The organism is Flavobacterium alvei (assembly GCF_002920895.1).
GTDB classification, from domain to species: domain Bacteria; phylum Bacteroidota; class Bacteroidia; order Flavobacteriales; family Flavobacteriaceae; genus Flavobacterium; species Flavobacterium alvei.
The window spans coordinates 274,314-290,017 of the sequence record NZ_PQVG01000002.1 but is presented as its reverse complement, the minus strand read 5'-3'; the positions used below and the strand labels follow the sequence as shown (position 1 = coordinate 290,017).

At 34.0% G+C, this 15,704-nt stretch carries 11 protein-coding genes; 7 read left to right on the top strand and 4 right to left on the bottom strand.

All coding sequences use genetic code 11. From position 1 onward, the window contains the following. Nucleotides 1–29: 29 nt before the first annotated feature. On the top strand, nucleotides 30–1,046 hold the full coding sequence (lpxK, locus tag C3L50_RS04265; RefSeq protein ID WP_103804902.1) for a tetraacyldisaccharide 4'-kinase: 1,017 nt from the start codon (nucleotides 30–32) through the stop codon (nucleotides 1,044–1,046). Nucleotides 1,047–1,051: 5 nt separating this feature from the next. On the opposite strand, the gene C3L50_RS04260 is transcribed toward lpxK, so the two are convergent. Then, nucleotides 1,052–1,717 (bottom strand): NUDIX hydrolase, encoded by a 666-nt coding sequence (locus C3L50_RS04260; protein WP_103804901.1) that lies wholly within the window; start codon nucleotides 1,715–1,717, stop codon nucleotides 1,052–1,054. Nucleotides 1,718–2,058: 341 nt separating this feature from the next. Here C3L50_RS04260 and C3L50_RS04255 point away from each other — a divergent pair, with 341 nt between their 5' ends. The 5 genes from C3L50_RS04255 to C3L50_RS04235 all read left to right on the top strand — a co-directional run bounded on the left by C3L50_RS04255 (nucleotide 2,059) and on the right by C3L50_RS04235 (nucleotide 11,198). After that, nucleotides 2,059–3,630 (top strand): GH39 family glycosyl hydrolase, encoded by a 1,572-nt coding sequence (locus C3L50_RS04255; protein WP_103804900.1) that lies wholly within the window; start codon nucleotides 2,059–2,061, stop codon nucleotides 3,628–3,630. A 26-nt stretch (nucleotides 3,631–3,656) separates the two neighbouring features. Continuing rightward, a complete protein-coding gene (locus tag C3L50_RS04250) occupies nucleotides 3,657–5,171 on the top strand; it encodes a cellulase family glycosylhydrolase (RefSeq protein WP_165783968.1) in 1,515 nt (504 codons plus the stop codon). A gap of 37 nt (nucleotides 5,172–5,208) precedes the next feature. Continuing rightward, a complete protein-coding gene (locus tag C3L50_RS04245) occupies nucleotides 5,209–7,158 on the top strand; it encodes a sialate O-acetylesterase (protein ID WP_103804899.1) in 1,950 nt (649 codons plus the stop codon). 126 nt (nucleotides 7,159–7,284) lie between these two features. After that, nucleotides 7,285–8,784 (top strand): family 43 glycosylhydrolase, encoded by a 1,500-nt coding sequence (locus C3L50_RS04240; RefSeq protein ID WP_243400336.1) that lies wholly within the window; start codon nucleotides 7,285–7,287, stop codon nucleotides 8,782–8,784. 2 nt (nucleotides 8,785–8,786) lie between these two features. Beyond that, nucleotides 8,787–11,198, top strand: a complete 2,412-nt coding sequence (locus tag C3L50_RS04235) for a glycoside hydrolase family 95 protein (protein ID WP_243400335.1) — start codon at nucleotides 8,787–8,789, stop codon at nucleotides 11,196–11,198. 163 nt (nucleotides 11,199–11,361) lie between these two features. Here the strand turns inward: C3L50_RS04235 and C3L50_RS04230 are convergent, their stop codons facing one another. The 3 genes from C3L50_RS04230 to C3L50_RS04220 are packed head-to-tail and all read right to left on the bottom strand — an operon-like array spanning nucleotide 11,362 to nucleotide 14,631. Next, nucleotides 11,362–12,039, bottom strand: coding sequence for an ATP-binding cassette domain-containing protein (locus C3L50_RS04230; RefSeq protein WP_103804898.1), 678 nt, complete (start codon nucleotides 12,037–12,039; stop codon nucleotides 11,362–11,364). Between the two features lie 32 nt (nucleotides 12,040–12,071). Continuing rightward, nucleotides 12,072–13,307 (bottom strand): PorV/PorQ family protein, encoded by a 1,236-nt coding sequence (locus tag C3L50_RS04225; protein WP_103804897.1) that lies wholly within the window; start codon nucleotides 13,305–13,307, stop codon nucleotides 12,072–12,074. 1 nt (nucleotide 13,308) lies between these two features. Beyond that, on the bottom strand, nucleotides 13,309–14,631 hold the full coding sequence (locus C3L50_RS04220; protein WP_103804896.1) for a DUF4270 family protein: 1,323 nt from the start codon (nucleotides 14,629–14,631) through the stop codon (nucleotides 13,309–13,311). A gap of 227 nt (nucleotides 14,632–14,858) precedes the next feature. Between C3L50_RS04220 and C3L50_RS04215 the strand changes: the two genes are divergently transcribed. Continuing rightward, the gene (locus C3L50_RS04215; protein WP_103804895.1) at nucleotides 14,859–15,698 is read left to right on the top strand and encodes a DUF6268 family outer membrane beta-barrel protein; all 840 of its coding nucleotides are present in this window, start codon (nucleotides 14,859–14,861) and stop codon (nucleotides 15,696–15,698) included. The last annotated feature ends 6 nt before the right edge of the window (nucleotides 15,699–15,704 follow it).

The following is a 15,704-nucleotide window of genomic DNA, read 5'->3' as shown; positions in this document are numbered from 1 at the left end:
TCAAAGATAAATTATTATACTTTCGTAGTATGAATTTAGTTCGAAAAATATTCTTTCCTTTCGCCATTTTGTATGGAATCATTACCAGTATTCGGAATTTTCTTTTTGATAAAGGAATTTTGAAATCTTATTCATTTGATATTCCCGTTATTGCCGTTGGAAATCTCAGCGTGGGCGGAACCGGAAAAACACCCCAAATCGAATATTTAATTCGGTTGCTTTCTTCAAAATATAAAGTGGCTACTTTAAGTCGTGGTTACAAAAGAAAATCCGAAGGTTTTGTTTTGGCCAATGCTACTTCGAATGCTGAAATTTTGGGAGACGAACCATTTCAGTTTTATCAAAAATTCAAAAACATTCGGGTTGCCGTTGATGCCGATAGAAAAAATGGTATTGAGCAATTGCTTTCTCAACTCGAAAAGCCCGATATTATTTTGCTGGACGATGCTTTTCAACACCGAAAAGTAAAAGCAGGTTTCTATATTTTACTGACTTCGTATGGTGATTTGTATTCGGATGATTTTATGTTGCCAACAGGAAATCTGCGAGAAAGTAGGAGCGGAGCAAAAAGAGCCAATTTGGTTATTGTTACAAAATGTCCATCCCATCTTTCGCTTGACGAACAAAATATAATTAAGGACAAATTGAATTTGGTTTCGAATCAAGAATTGTATTTTTCTTTCATTGATTATGATGATTCTATTTTTTCGGAAGAAAAATCGATGAAAGTTAGCGAAATTAAGTCTGTAGATAAATTGCTTGTGGCAGGAATTGCCAAACCGGAGCCGTTTTTCAATCATTTGCAAAGCCAAAATGATGAGAAATTGGTTTTTCCAGACCATCATCATTTTTCGGAAAATGATTTATTAGAAATTAAGAACAAAACACAAAACAAGATAATCCTTACCACCGAAAAAGATTTTATGCGTTTGAAAGGGAAATTGACCAAAGAGCAACTTTTCTATTTACCCATTCGAAGTTCTTTTCTTTCTAATGGTGAAAGCTTTGATAAAACTATTACTGATTTTGTTCAATCTAAAAACTAGCGGGTTTAAATCTCAAAATTAAACCCTTTTTGGCTGAGTTTTTTGTAAATAGCATCGTCAAATTTGTATAAATTGGCTGCGCGATGAGATACATCTTGTTGTTTTTCGTCTAGGACTACAAGTAATTTCATTTTCAAAATTTTTCTACGAAAGTTTGATTTGTCTAATTCTTTGCCAAGAATTTCTTCATAAAGATGCATTAATTGCAATAAAGTAAATTTTTCAGGCAATAAATTAAATCCTATTGGGGTTGATAGAATGCGAGTTTGCAACTTTTTCAGACCAAAATCTAAAATTTCATTGTGGTCATAAATTAATTTAGGAATAGAATCTATTTTATACCATTTGGCTTCAGATACGGTAATTCCTGCTTTTACATCATAATCGTCAAAATTAATTAAAGCATAATATCCAATTGTGATGACTCTTCCCAAAGGAATTCGATTGGGTTCTCCAAAAGCTTTTAGTTGTTCTAAAAAAATATTATCTAAACCCGTAAGTTCTTTCAGTGTTCTTTGAGCAGCAGCATCAATTGCTTCTTTTTTCAAAATCAAACCACCAGGAAGTCCCCATTCGCCTTTGCTGTCACCAATGGCATGTTTTACCAAAAGGACATTAAGAATACCGTTCTTAAAACCAAAAATGACACAGTCAATAGAAATTTCATTCATAGTTGTTAGAGTATTAGAAGTTATTGATTCTTTGTTTGGATTTTATTGGACTTCATTCTATTTTTTTTGAAATTAAATTTAATGATTTCTCATGGTAAATTGATTTTCTTTCAAAAAAAAGACTCTTTAGACTTCAATATTAATAAATAAATGTGCTATTTAAAAATATAAAATGTTGTAATTATTGATGATTTAGTAAAAACATAAATAATATATTATGATATACATAAATATATGGCTAATCATATTGCAAATATAAAAATAAAACAGTAAACTTGTTGTCAAATTTACCATAAGTATAAAAGAGTGTATTCGATTAAAAAAAATATAATTAAAGTATCATGAAAAATAACATTTTCGCATCAGTTTTGCTAATCTGTCTGACCAATGTTAGCTTGTTTGGGCAAATTTCAACAGATAGAATCATTAAGGTGAATTCGAATCAATCGGCAGGAAAATTCAATACCATGTTCAAAGAATGTGTTGGAGCAGGAAGAGCCAATGAAGGATTGCGTGCCGATTGGCAACAGCAATTGGCTATGGTCAAGAAAGAATGCGATTTCAAATACATTAGAATGCACGGTTTATTGACCGATGATATGGCGGTTTATCGTGAAGATAGCAAAGGAAATCCAGAATACAATTACCAATATGTCGATGTTTTATTCGATTTTCTTATAAGTATCAAGATGAAACCTTTTGTTGAATTGGGGTTTATGCCTAATGCTTTGGCCAGTGGAAAAGAAACCATTTTTTGGTGGAAAGGCAACGTAACTCCTCCAAAAGATTATAAAAAATGGGAAGATTTAATTCGAAATTTAACCCAACATTTTACAGAACGTTATGGAGCTGATGAAGTAAAAACTTGGTATTTCGAAGTTTGGAATGAACCCAATTTAACTCCAGGATTTTGGACGGGCACTCAAGCAGAATATTTCAAACTCTATGATTACGCTGTTAGAGGAATAAAAAGTGTAAATCCAGATTACAAAGTAGGTGGCCCTGCAACAGCTGGAGCGGGTTGGGTTCCTGAAACGATAGCATTTTGCGATAAAAATAATGTGCCAATAGATTTTATCTCAACCCATAGCTACGGTGTTGGACAAGGTTTTTTAGATGAATTTGGACAAAGCGGAACGGTTTTGAGTAAAGAAACTTCGAGCGTAAGTGGCGATGTTATTAATTCTCGTAAACAAATTGCCTCTTCAGTCAAACCCAATCTCGAATTGCATTATACCGAATGGAGTTCCTCTTACACACCAGCCGATCCCATTCACGACAGTTACCATTCGGCTGCTTATATTCTTCAAAAACTGAAACAAGTAGGGAATGCCGCCAACTCGATGTCGTATTGGGTTTTTACTGATATTTTCGAAGAACCAGGACCACGATTTACCCCTTTTCACGGTGGTTTTGGCTTGTTGAATACTCAAGGAATTAAGAAGCCAGCCTATTTCTCTTATTCCTTTCTAAACAAATTGGGAGAAACCGAACTTCAAAATACTGACACTTCTTCTTGGGCAACAAAAAATAAAAAAGGAGATGTGCAACTGCTGTTTTGGGATTTTACCTACACTTTGCCAGAAGCTACCAACAATCAACAATATTATATAAAAGATTTACCTTCAAAGTATAAAGGAAAAGTAAAAATTGAAGTTGCAGGTTTGCAAGAAGGTAATTATAATTTAGAAATTTACAAAGTAGGTTATAAATCAAACGACGCTTTTACCGATTATTTAGGGATGAATAAACCGAATCAGTTGACAAAAGAACAAGTAAAAAAGCTAAAAGAAAATAATAATGGATCGGTTTTTAAAATAGAAAAACTTACTGTAGATGCAAAAGGGAATTTTTCAAAAGAAATTGAAATGAACGAAAATGATGTGTATTTCCTCAATTTCATTAAACAATAAGATTCAAATTTAAAATACAAAACCAAATGAAAAATAGACTTGCTAATCAAATAATATGTGTCATTTTGACTGTGGCTTTTTTGGGATTTTTTGCTTGTAGTTCAGATTCTGGCTCAACTCCAGTTGTAACTCCAGTAACAAAAACGCTAAAAGTAAATGTAAGTAGTGTTGAATTTCTAACTTCAGGAAATAGTTCGGGTATTAGTATCACAACCAATGTCGATGCTTGGACAATGAGTAGTTCTGATACTAGTTGGATTCAAATAAGTAAAACATCAGGAACATCAGGAACAACTTCGGTTTCTATTACCGCAACTGCAAACACCACAACTACGGCTCGTTCAGCAACAATTACTGTCAGTTCAAGTCAAGCTCCTTCGGTCTTAATTGCAATAACTCAACCAGGAGTTGTTCCTCCGGTAACTGATTTATATCCAAGTTACAATACTAATCCAATCGCTGCAGATGCCACAGGAATGAGCAGTTCAGCGGTTCAATTGGCAGCAAAAATTAAATTGGGTTGGAATATTGGCAACACACTTGAAGCCACTGGCGGAGAAACGGCTTGGGGAAATCCAAAAGTGACCAAAGCCTTGATCGATTTAGTCAAAGCCAATGGTTTCAACGCCATTCGAATTCCTTGTTCCTGGAATCAAAATTTGGCCAACACTACAACAGCTCAAATCAAAGCTGATTGGCTTGCTCGTGTAAAAGAAGTCGTTCAATATTGTGTTGACAATGATATGTACGTATTAGTAAACATTCACTGGGACGGCGGATGGTTAGAAAATAATTGTACCAATGCCAAAAAAGTAGAAAATAATGCCAAACAAAAAGCCTTTTGGGAACAAATCGCCACTAGTTTAAGAGATTTTGACGAGCATTTGCTTTTTGCCAGTGCCAATGAACCCAACGTTGACGATGCAACACAAATGGATGTTTTGAACTCTTATCACCAAACCTTTATTGATGCCGTTCGTTCAACAGGAGGTAAAAATGCGTACCGAACATTAGTAGTTCAAGGGCCTTCAACTGACATAGAAAAAACGAATAAACTAATGACTACTTTGCCAACGGATAAAGTTGCCAATCGATTGATGGCTGAAGTCCATTTTTATCCTTATCAATTTACATTAATGACCAAAGATGAAACCTGGGGCAAAATGTTTTATTACTGGGGTGCAGGCAATCACTCGACTACCGATACAGCTCATAATCCTACTTGGGGAGAAGAAGCTGACATAGATAAGTTTTTTCTTTTAATGAAAAATCAATTTGTAGATAAAGGAATTCCAGTTATTTTGGGCGAATTTGGAGCCATTAAACGCACCAATTTGACAGGTAATGATTTGACTTTACATTTAAAATCAAGAGCTGATTTCTTGAAATATGTAGTTAAAAGTTCCAAGCTTAATGGTCTGATTCCTTTTTATTGGGACGCTGGAAATTTGGGAGTAAACACAATGTCTTTATTTGATAGAAGCAACAATACTGTTTATGATGCACAGGCTTTAACTGGTTTACTGGACGGATTAAAATAGTTTATTAATCAGATTCAAATTTGTAAATAATTTTAAAATGAAAAAAAGTGTCCTATTCCTTTTTCTGATATTTAGTTTATTATCTAACGCTAATGTTCGAATGCCATTATTGTTCTCTGACGGAATGGTTTTGCAACGCAACAAGCCCATTCCGGTTTGGGGTTGGGCAGAGGCCAATGAAAAAGTAGAAGTCCGTTTCAACAAACAAACCAAAACCGTCACTGCCGACCAAAACGGAAAATGGATGCTGAATTTAGATTCCGAAAAAGCAGGAGGCCCTTTTGAATTGACCATTTCGGGCAAAAATAAAATAGTAATAACCAATGTTTTGGTGGGCGAAGTCTGGATTTGTAGCGGACAATCCAATATGGAATTTCAAGTCTATAAAACGATGAATGCCAAAGCCGAAATCGAAGATTCCAATTATCCGATGATTCGGCATTTTGGGGTTGCCCAAGATTTGAGCGGTACTCCCAAAGAAGATTTGAAAGCTGGAAAATGGACAGTTTGCAACAAAGAAAATCTTCCTGATTTTACGGCAGTAGGTTACTTTTTTGCCAAAAAAATATACGCCGAATTAAAAATTCCAATAGGAATCATCAATACTTCTTGGGGTGGAACTTGTGTAGAAACTTGGACAAGTCGGGCAGCATTCGAAAAAAGTGAAGAATTCAAATCTATGATTGCAGAAATTCCTTCAGTAAATATGGATGTCATTTTTGAAACCTACAAAAAATCGGTTTTAGATAATCTCCAAAAAGTGCAAGGTTTTGAGGTAACAATGGCCAATGAAAACCAGTTTAAAGACTCGAATTTTGACGATAAAAACTGGCCGGAAATAAAAGTGCCATCGCTTTGGGAAAACCAGCAAATAGGCAATATTGACGGCATCGTTTGGATGCGAAAAACGATTGTTTTATCGGCGGAACAAGTCCAAAAAGAAGCCGTTCTGCATCTGTCCAAAGTGGACGACGAAGACGAAACCTACATAAATGGAATCAAAATTGGAACCAACAATCTTTGGGATGCCCAAAGAGTTTATAAAATTCCTGCTGGCGTTTTGAAAGAAGGCAAGAATGTCATTGCGGTTCGAATTTCCGATTATACAGGTGGTGGCGGAATTTATGGCGATGCAGCCGATTTGAAAATCGATTTCAAAGATTCGAATATTCCGCTAGAAGGACTTTGGAAGTTTAATGTAGTGAAAGTAAAAATAGAAATTTCTCCCAATAGTTATCCTTCATTATTGTTCAATGCAATGGTCAATCCATTGATTCCTTATGCTTTTCAAGGCGTTTTGTGGTATCAAGGCGAAGCCAATGTAACTAGAGCAAAAGAATACAAAAAATCATTTCCCTTAATGATAAACGATTGGAGAACTCAATGGAAACAAGGTAATTTTCCTTTCTATTTTGTACAATTATCCACTTTTGATGAGTATGGCGGTAATAGTGAAAAAGGAAGTCGTTGGGCAGAACTTCGCGAAGCACAAACTGAAACGTTGAAATTGCCCAACACGGGAATGGCTGTAACGACTGATATTGGCAACGCCAAAGATATTCATCCTACCAATAAACAAGATGTTGGGAAACGATTGGCAGCTATTGCCTTAAACAATGTTTATGGTAAAAAAATGGTTTACTCGGGACCTATTTTTAAATCTCAAGAAGTAAAAGGAAACCAAATCGTTTTAAGTTTTGACAACATAGGTACTGGATTGTCAACCACAGACCCAAATGGAATTTTGAAAGGATTTGAAATTGCTGGTGCTGACAAAATTTTCTATCCTGCGAAAGCTATTATCAAGGATAATAAAGTAATTGTATCTTGCGATAAAATTCAAAATCCTGTTGCAGTTCATTATGGTTGGGCAGATGATGATACGGAAATCAATCTTTTCAATAAAGAAAAATTCCCTGCTTCACCTTTCAGAACTGATAATTGGGAAATGATTACCGCCAATGAAAAATATAGTGTAAGCAAATAATTTGATTTTAAATTGATATTTCAATTTAAAATTATTCGATTAGACTTAATAGGTTTTTAAAATCTTTTAAGTCTTTTGGATGAATAATAATTCGAGTATATCCATAAAACTGTAAAAGAAACAATTATGAAAAAAACAATTTTGCTATTTGTATTTTCAATGTCGCTTGCCATCAACGCACAGCAACAAAAAAGCCAGCAAAACGCAGAAATGTATAAAAATCCAATCTTTGCTGGAGATTATCCAGATCCTTCTATCATTAGGGATGGAGAAGATTACTATATTGTGCATTCCTCATTTAATTATTATCCAGGACTGTTAATTTGGACCTCTAAAGATTTAGTGAATTGGAAATCAGTTACGCATGCGTTACATAAAAATATTGGTTCTGTCTGGGCTCCAGATTTGGTTAAATATAATAACAAATTTTATATCTATTTCCCTGCTAATAACACCAATTATGTCGTTTGGGCAGATAATATAAATGGGCCATGGAGCGATCCTATTGAGTTGAAGATTGATGCTATTGATCCAGGACATTTTGTTGATGAAAAGGGTAATCGATTCCTTTATTTTAGCAATGGAGGTTATCTTCCATTGTCCAAAGATGGTTTGTCCGCAATTGGTGATATAAAGCATAGTTATGATGGTTGGAAAATACCAAGAGATTGGACTATAGAATGTTTTTGTTTGGAAGGTCCCAAGATGATTAAAAAAGGAGAATATTATTATCTTACTGTTGCCGAAGGAGGCACTTCGGGGCCGGCAACAAGTCATATGGTAATTTCAGCTCGATCAAAATCGCCTTTTGGACCTTGGGAAAACGCTCCTAATAATCCTATCATTAGAACAAAAAATAGTTCTGAAAAATGGTGGTCAAAAGGGCATGCCTCCATAATTGATGATGTAAAAGGAAATTGGTGGATGATTTTTCACGGTTATGAAAATGGTCATTACAATATGGGACGTCAAACACTTCTGCAGCCTATTGAATGGACAACGGATGGCTGGTTCAAAATGAAAGAAGGCATTAAAACCGATGATGAAATAAAAAAACCAGCTGGTCAATCCATAAAAAGTAATTTCAATCTTTCGGATACTTTTACAGGAACGGTGCTTAATAAGCAATGGCAGTTTTATGATGAATATGATTCTCAAAGGGCTACATTTTCTTCAAATGGAATAAAAATTAAGGGAAAAGGTAAAAGTATTGCTGAAAGTTCTCCTTTATTATGTACTCCTTCAGACCATTCCTATACTGCAGATGTTGAAATTGAAATAGAAGGTGATGCATCGGCCGGACTAGTTCTTTTCTATGATGCTAAAGCATATACTGGAATTGCTTTTGATAAAGAAAATATTATGGCAATTCTTAGAGTATGGCAATTCCCAACAGAAAAAGAAGTGAATAAGCGACATTTATTTTTACGCTTAGAAAAAAAGCAACAAGTTGTAAATATGTTTTATAGTTTTTATGGAAAGGATTGGTTAAAAATCGAAAATTCTGCCGAAGTAAGTTCATTTAACCATAATGTACTAAGTGGTTTTATGAGTCTCAAAATAGGGCTTTTAGCTGTTGGCGAAGGTTCAGTGATATTTAAGAATTTTGTTTATAAAACAGAATAAAAATGATGCAATCAAACTTATTCAACAAGCTACTTTTAAGTTTGCTGTTTTCTTTCTTTTTCGGAAAAATAGCTGCTCAATCTGACCATATTTTGTGGTACAAACAACCAGCAGAATTTTTTGAGGAAAGCTTGGTGTTGGGAAATGGTAAAATAGGAGGAACCGTTTTTGGAGGAGTCAATTCAGATAAAATTTATTTGAATGATATCACACTTTGGTCGGGAGAGCCTGTCAATGCTAATATGAGTCCTGAAGCTTATAAAAATTTGCCAGCTATTCGCGAAGCATTGAAAAACGAAAACTACAAACTCGCCGAAGAATTGAACAAAAAGATTCAAGGTAAAAATTCAGAATCTTATTCGCCATTGGGCACGATGGAAATAAACAACCATCACAACGGAAAAGCTATCAATTATTACAGGGAATTGGATATTTCCAAAGCCATTTCTAAAGTGAGTTATGAAGTGGATGGAGTGAAATTCACTCGTGAATACTTTGTTTCTGCTTCAGATAAAATTATGATTATCAAACTGACAAGCAGCAAAAAAGGAGCATTGAATTTTGACATCAATTCGAATAGTCTTTTACAATTTAAAACTGAGGTTAAGGATAATGTGCTTTCAATGAATGGTTCTGCACCCATTCACGAAAATCAAGGTTATGAAGTTGTTCCAGCTTTTCTTTTAGAAAAAGAGAGAGGAACACGATTCACCAGTTTGATAAAAATTAAAAATACGGATGGAATCATCACAAGTTCCAGTTCTAGTTTGGGATTGAAAAACGCCACCGAAGCCTTGATTTATGTTTCTATCGCCACGAGTTTTAATGGTTTCGACAAAAATCCTGCAACTCAAGGATTAAATGACAAAGCCATTGCCTTGGACAATTTGAATAAAGCTTTTTCTAAATCATTCGATAAATTAAAACAAACTCACATTGCTGATTATCAAAAGTTCTACAATCGGGTTAGTTTAAATTTAGGAAAAACCGAAGCTCCGAATTTGCCAACCGACGAACGTTTGTTGCGCTATTCCGAAGGAAAAGAGGACAAGAATCTGGAAGTTTTATATTTCAATTTCGGGCGTTATTTGCTTATTAGCAGTTCCAGAACTTTGGGCGTTCCAGCCAATTTGCAAGGACTTTGGAATCCGTATCTCAATCCGCCTTGGAGTTCTAATTACACAACCAACATCAATCTCGAAGAGAATTATTGGTTGGCCGAAAACACCAATCTTTCGGAAATGCATTTGCCACTTTTGAGTTTTATCAAAAATCTTTCGGTTACTGGAAAAATTTCAGCCAAGACATTTTACGGAGTGGATGAAGGTTGGTCGGCTTCGCATAATTCTGATATTTGGGCGATGACCAATCCCGTTGGTCAATTTGGAAAAGAAGAACCGATGTGGGCGTGTTGGAATATGGGCGGAGCTTGGTTGAGCACTCATATTTGGGAACATTATGTGTTTACACAAGACAAAAATTACCTCAAAAACGAGGGTTACCAAATTATGCGTGGCGCTGCTCAATTTTGTTTGAAATGGTTGGTCGAAGATAAAAATGGTAATTTAATCACTTCGCCATCAACTTCTCCCGAAAATCAATACGTTACTCCCGATGGAGTTGTTGGTGCCACAATTTATGGAGGAACGGCTGATTTGGCGATGATTCGTGAATGTTTTGACAAAACCATTAAAGCTTCGAAAGTGTTGAATATGGATGTTGAATTTAGAACTAAACTTGAAACCACAGTTTCAAAATTGCATTCCTATCAAATTGGAAAAAAAGGCAATTTACAAGAATGGTATTTCGATTGGAATGACAAAGATTCTAAACATCGTCATCAATCGCAGTTGTTCGGACTTTTTCCAGGCGATCATATTAATTTATTAAAAACACCTGAATTGGCGAATGCTTGTAGGCAAACTTTGGAAATAAAAGGCGACGAAACTACAGGTTGGTCTAAAGGTTGGCGCATCAATCTTTGGGCAAGACTTTGGGACGGCAATCGTTCTTATAAAATGTTTCGTGAATTGCTTCGTTATGTTGATCCTGATGGAAAGAAAACCGAAAAACCAAGACGAGGAGGAGGAACCTATCCCAATTTATTCGATGCACATCCACCGTTTCAAATTGATGGAAATTTTGGCGGATCGGCTGCCGTTGCCGAAATGTTGGTTCAGTCTAATGAAACCGAAATCAGGTTGCTTCCAGCTTTGCCCGATGCTTGGGAAAGCGGTTCTGTGAAAGGAATTTGTGCCCGTGGTGGATTTGAAATTGCAATGGAATGGAATGCCAAAACCTTAAAAAAAGTGACGGTTTTTTCTAAAAATGGAGGAAAAACAATCCTTATTTCTGGTGCAAAAAACAAGACAATCACTTTGAAAAAAGGACAGAAGATGGAGATAATTTGGTAACGATTTGTTGATTAAATGGAACACAGATGACGCGGATTTCGCTGAATATTGCTGTTTTTTTTGAAATTTATACAAACAATAATCTGAAAGTTGCAGCTTAAACGCATTTTAAATCCGTTTGAATCGGCTAAATCCGTGTCATCTGTGTCCCATTTTTAGACCATTACACCAAAATAAGTTCATTCACGATTCCGTTTTTCACTTCAACGGCTCGATTGGCGTATTCATTGAATCTGGAGTCGTGATTTAAAATGACGATGGTTTTTTCTTTTTTAGCCAATTCTTTCAGTTTTTCCATAATGAGCTTGGCAGCTTGTCTATCCAAGAAGGCGGTAGGTCTATCACAAACGATAATTTTCGGATTGATAACCAAAGCTCTAGCTATTAGAGTTTTTTGTTTTTCTAATTTCGATAATTGTTTGGGCATTTTTTTTCGTTGCTCATACATTTCGACCATTTTTAGGGCTTCTGTAGTTCGTTGTCTGATTTCGTCTGATTTTGAATTTTGAAATTTTAGCGGATAGGCTACATTTTCTTCGGTGTTTATAGATTCTAATAAATTGTGTTGGTGAAATACAAAGCCAATGGTTTGTGATTTTATTAAAACCATTTCTTCATAACAGGAAAGATGGATGTCTTTTCCGTTGATTTCCAGAATGCCTTCATTAGGATTAATAAGGCATCCCATCAAAGTGAGTAATGTTTTTTTTGAATATTCTGATTTTCCAGTAATTAATAAAATTTCGCCTTTGTTGAGATTAATACAAGTTTCTTCATCCCAATTAAATGTTCCGGCACTAGTACAGAAAGTTTTGTTGATGTTTTCAAATTTTGCTACCATTTTATATACTTATTAGAATGATTTAAAACGTTTTAATCGTATTTGCGTTTGACAAACCAAATGGCTTCTAAGCTTAAATTAATACCAATCATATGATAATTTTCCTTTACTAATTGGTTACCTACAGTTCCTTTTATACCATAAGAATAATTAATATTCAAGGCCGATTTTGTCGATTCTATTGGTATTCCAACTCCAAGGCTAAAACGCATATTGTTTACATTTTTGTTATTTATAGACAAAAAACCTGTGTCATAATTGAAGCCTGAGTAGTAACGAATTTTGTCTAGATAGTAAAAACTTTGCTCTTTTTTTAAATAGGATAAACCCAATGCAAATTTGTCTTGATTTTTATATTCGCCATAAACACTATTTTGATTGGTGTTTTTCCAAAGACTTTTTTCGTAATCTAAGGTTAAATTGAAATTTTTATGGAATGACTTACTCAAACCCACACCAAATTCAAAAGGCAAATAATAATTATCCACATTAGAAGCAACATTATCTTCAATATATTGGGTTTCGGTATCATTTATTGTAGTGACCGATTGGGTTTTTGAACCTGTAATTTGTGAAGGAATTTTTAGTGTTAAACCAATATTGAAAGTGGAATCGATTTTGATTTGATTTCCCAATGTTACTCGCATTCCGCTATAAAAACTCTTTTTATTGATGTTGGTTATAGAATTAGCAATCGTAAAATCTTTGTTGTTTGTGATGCTTCCAAAATAAAAGGAAGTTGTAAGTCCAAAAGTGATTCCTTTTTGAATTTTATAGCCGTATGAAAGGTCAAAAGTATTGAGACCTCCATAGCTAGCAGCGTCTAAATTATAAAATTCATTGCTATTACTTATAGGTAATTGAAAATTTGAAATCACATAACTAGCACTAGAGTAAGGTTTTAATGAAGCGCTAACACCCGATTTGGAATTCAAAGGAAATGCAATGGCAATATGCGAAAATTGAAAATTATTTCTCTTTTCGCTAGAGTTTTCGCTCTTGTAATTGGTTTCAGTTCCTTTGAGACCAGTGTCAAAAAAGAAGCTGTGTTTGCCAATAAATCCCAACGACGCAGGATTTAGATTGTTGATGAATGATGTTGTAGGCAACGCAATTCCTGATGAGCCCAATGCAGAAATTGGACCAAAGTCAGTTTCAAACAAGCTTCCCAATCCGTAAATGGAATAGGGAGATGTAGCCACACTTTGTGCATATAAACCAACAGATTGACTGGCGAAAAATAATACAAACCAAATTTTGTTTTTCATTCTAATAAGAGATATAATAAATTTTTAATTTTAGTTTATTCTCGGCGTTTTTTTGATTTCCCAAAATAATTCGGTTCACTCCTTTTGAAATATTGGGGAAAGCCAAAATCAAATTAGATTTGGCACCAGTTGTTTTAAGCATTTCTTGGTGTAAAAAAGCACCAATATTGACTTTATACCCTATATTTTCATTGAATTCATCGGGTGTTGTATTGAGAATTGCTAGTTTTTGGGAGCCATCAGAATTGGTTAATACTTTGGAAATTCGGTTTAAATTATCGCATTCATACACTTGTAATGAATCTTTTATTGGAAATAAGTTCGAAATACTCGACCTGTTGGGTTTAATAACCAATTCTGCATCTACGATTATTCCTTTCTCGGATATGTATTTTAATTGTTTAATAAATGGAAAATCAATTCGACAAGCAAGACCCGTTCCCGATTGTATAAAGGCATTATTATTAGTTAATTCGCTGGACAATTTATTCTTCGAATCGGGTAAATTTTCAATGATTGTTCCTGTTCTATCTAATGAAATATTGTTGAATTGTTTGGTAAGATCGGTTAGAGAAAAATCTTTTGTCAGCGAATTTTCTGAATCGGAATTGTTTTTTTTGTAATAAAGTCGCAATACACTACTGGTCTTAAATCCTATCATATTTGACGAACTAGTTGTAGAAGGTTTGATGACAATTCCTTTGAATAAATCTTCAAATTCATTGGCATCGGTTATCTCATTATTGTAGAGTTTATTGAACAAGTTTTTCCCGAAATTGGCATCTATTTGAATGTTTATCGAATCTTTTCCAATGGGTTTGGGATGAAAAGTTTTTGTGCCAATGCTTTTGCTGTCATAGGTTAATGATGAAATATTGTAAAAATTAGTATCATCAGTATTGGGTTTTACCTTTTGGGTTAGTTGATGAATGTTGATTGTTTGGGTCTTGGTAGTATCTCCATAATAATAGCGATCATATTTCAAAATCATGGCTATCGAATCAAAAACATAAGTTACCGTTTGAGTATCCGATTCAGAGCTTCCTATATAGAAATTGTCGGGTGTTAATTTTATATAACTTTCAGATTTTACTTGCCCTAGAATTGGATCGGTATAATTGCCTATTAAAATGCGACTTTGATTGGAGGTAATTAAAGAGTCCAGATTTATAGTTGACACATTTACGGTCAAGGTGTCAATCATTATTACTTTATTACTGATGCTTAAATAATCAGAACCCACCACAAAATCACCTTCGGCATTATCAGTTTGGCAAGAGGGAAAAAATGCAATTACAAGGATTAGAAACCAAATATACTTCATGATTTTTTTTCACAAATCTAATGGGAGCACTTGTATTTTGAACTATAATATATACTAGTAGCCTGATTCTATCTACTAATTTCGGATAAAACACTACAACGGGATTATATCAATAAATTAGGTGTTTAACGACCATTTCTACCCATTCATCTATCAAAAATGGGTGTCTATATATATTCTTTTTTTATGATTTGAAATCGAAATAGATTTGTTCCAATATTAAAATAATGAAGATAAGTAAAGCAGTAAAATGGATGTTTTTATTCATAATTTGTAATCTCAGAGCACAAAATAAGTATTCGATAGATTTTGGAGTAAACACACAACCAACCGAAACGATAAAGATTAATGACCTCAATTTTGGAATTGATTATAGTAAAATAGTGCATTCTAATTTGAAAATTGCCAATGAACTTACGCTTAATTCAAAGGAAATTAATTATTTCAATACCAATGTTTTGAATTCTTTATCCAAATACAATCAAATGAGTAATAAGTTTACTTTTAGTTATTTAAAGAGTGAAAAAACGCAATTTAATTTTGAAATAGAGCCTTTTGTAGCTAGTGAAAACAATTTGGAATGGAATGATATTGATTGGCTTGGAGGATTCAATTTTGATTATAAATGGAATAATAATTCTAGCATCAATTTAGGAGTAAACAGAAATGTGGTTTTTGGAAAACCAATGATACTGCCGGTTTTTACATATAATTATCAATATAACGAAAAAATTAATTTCAGTATTGGATTTCCAGAAACAAAAATTAAATATTCGAATAATGCTAGAAATGCTTTTTATATAAAAAATATTTTTAACGGAAGTGTATACAATTTAGACGAAGCTTCGAAAACTTTTTCTTCGAATAGTACGAAATCTAGTTTTTTTCAGCAAACCACTTCATTTGAATATGAAAGAAATATGGAAGGCAATTGGTTTGTGAATTTAAAAGCAGGATATGATTTCAATCGAAACTATCTTTTGTTGGATAACGATTACAATACTACAACCGATTTTAATATGAAAGACGGGTTCAATTTGGGCATAACAATTAAATATAAACATTAAAACAAT

Bases quoted from the DNA above. Each gene is read 5' to 3' on its own strand.
- lpxK (WP_103804902.1), top strand. From the start codon at position 30: ATGAATTTAGTTCGAAAAATATTCTTTCCTTTCGCCATTTTGTATGGA.
- C3L50_RS04260 (WP_103804901.1), bottom strand. From the start codon at position 1,717: ATGAATGAAATTTCTATTGACTGTGTCATTTTTGGTTTTAAGAACGGT.
- C3L50_RS04255 (WP_103804900.1), top strand. From the start codon at position 2,059: ATGAAAAATAACATTTTCGCATCAGTTTTGCTAATCTGTCTGACCAAT.
- C3L50_RS04250 (WP_165783968.1), top strand. From the start codon at position 3,657: ATGAAAAATAGACTTGCTAATCAAATAATATGTGTCATTTTGACTGTG.
- C3L50_RS04245 (WP_103804899.1), top strand. From the start codon at position 5,209: ATGAAAAAAAGTGTCCTATTCCTTTTTCTGATATTTAGTTTATTATCT.
- C3L50_RS04240 (WP_243400336.1), top strand. From the start codon at position 7,285: ATGAAAAAAACAATTTTGCTATTTGTATTTTCAATGTCGCTTGCCATC.
- C3L50_RS04235 (WP_243400335.1), top strand. From the start codon at position 8,787: ATGATGCAATCAAACTTATTCAACAAGCTACTTTTAAGTTTGCTGTTT.
- C3L50_RS04230 (WP_103804898.1), bottom strand. From the start codon at position 12,039: ATGGTAGCAAAATTTGAAAACATCAACAAAACTTTCTGTACTAGTGCC.
- C3L50_RS04225 (WP_103804897.1), bottom strand. From the start codon at position 13,307: ATGAAAAACAAAATTTGGTTTGTATTATTTTTCGCCAGTCAATCTGTT.
- C3L50_RS04220 (WP_103804896.1), bottom strand. From the start codon at position 14,631: ATGAAGTATATTTGGTTTCTAATCCTTGTAATTGCATTTTTTCCCTCT.
- C3L50_RS04215 (WP_103804895.1), top strand. From the start codon at position 14,859: ATGAAGATAAGTAAAGCAGTAAAATGGATGTTTTTATTCATAATTTGT.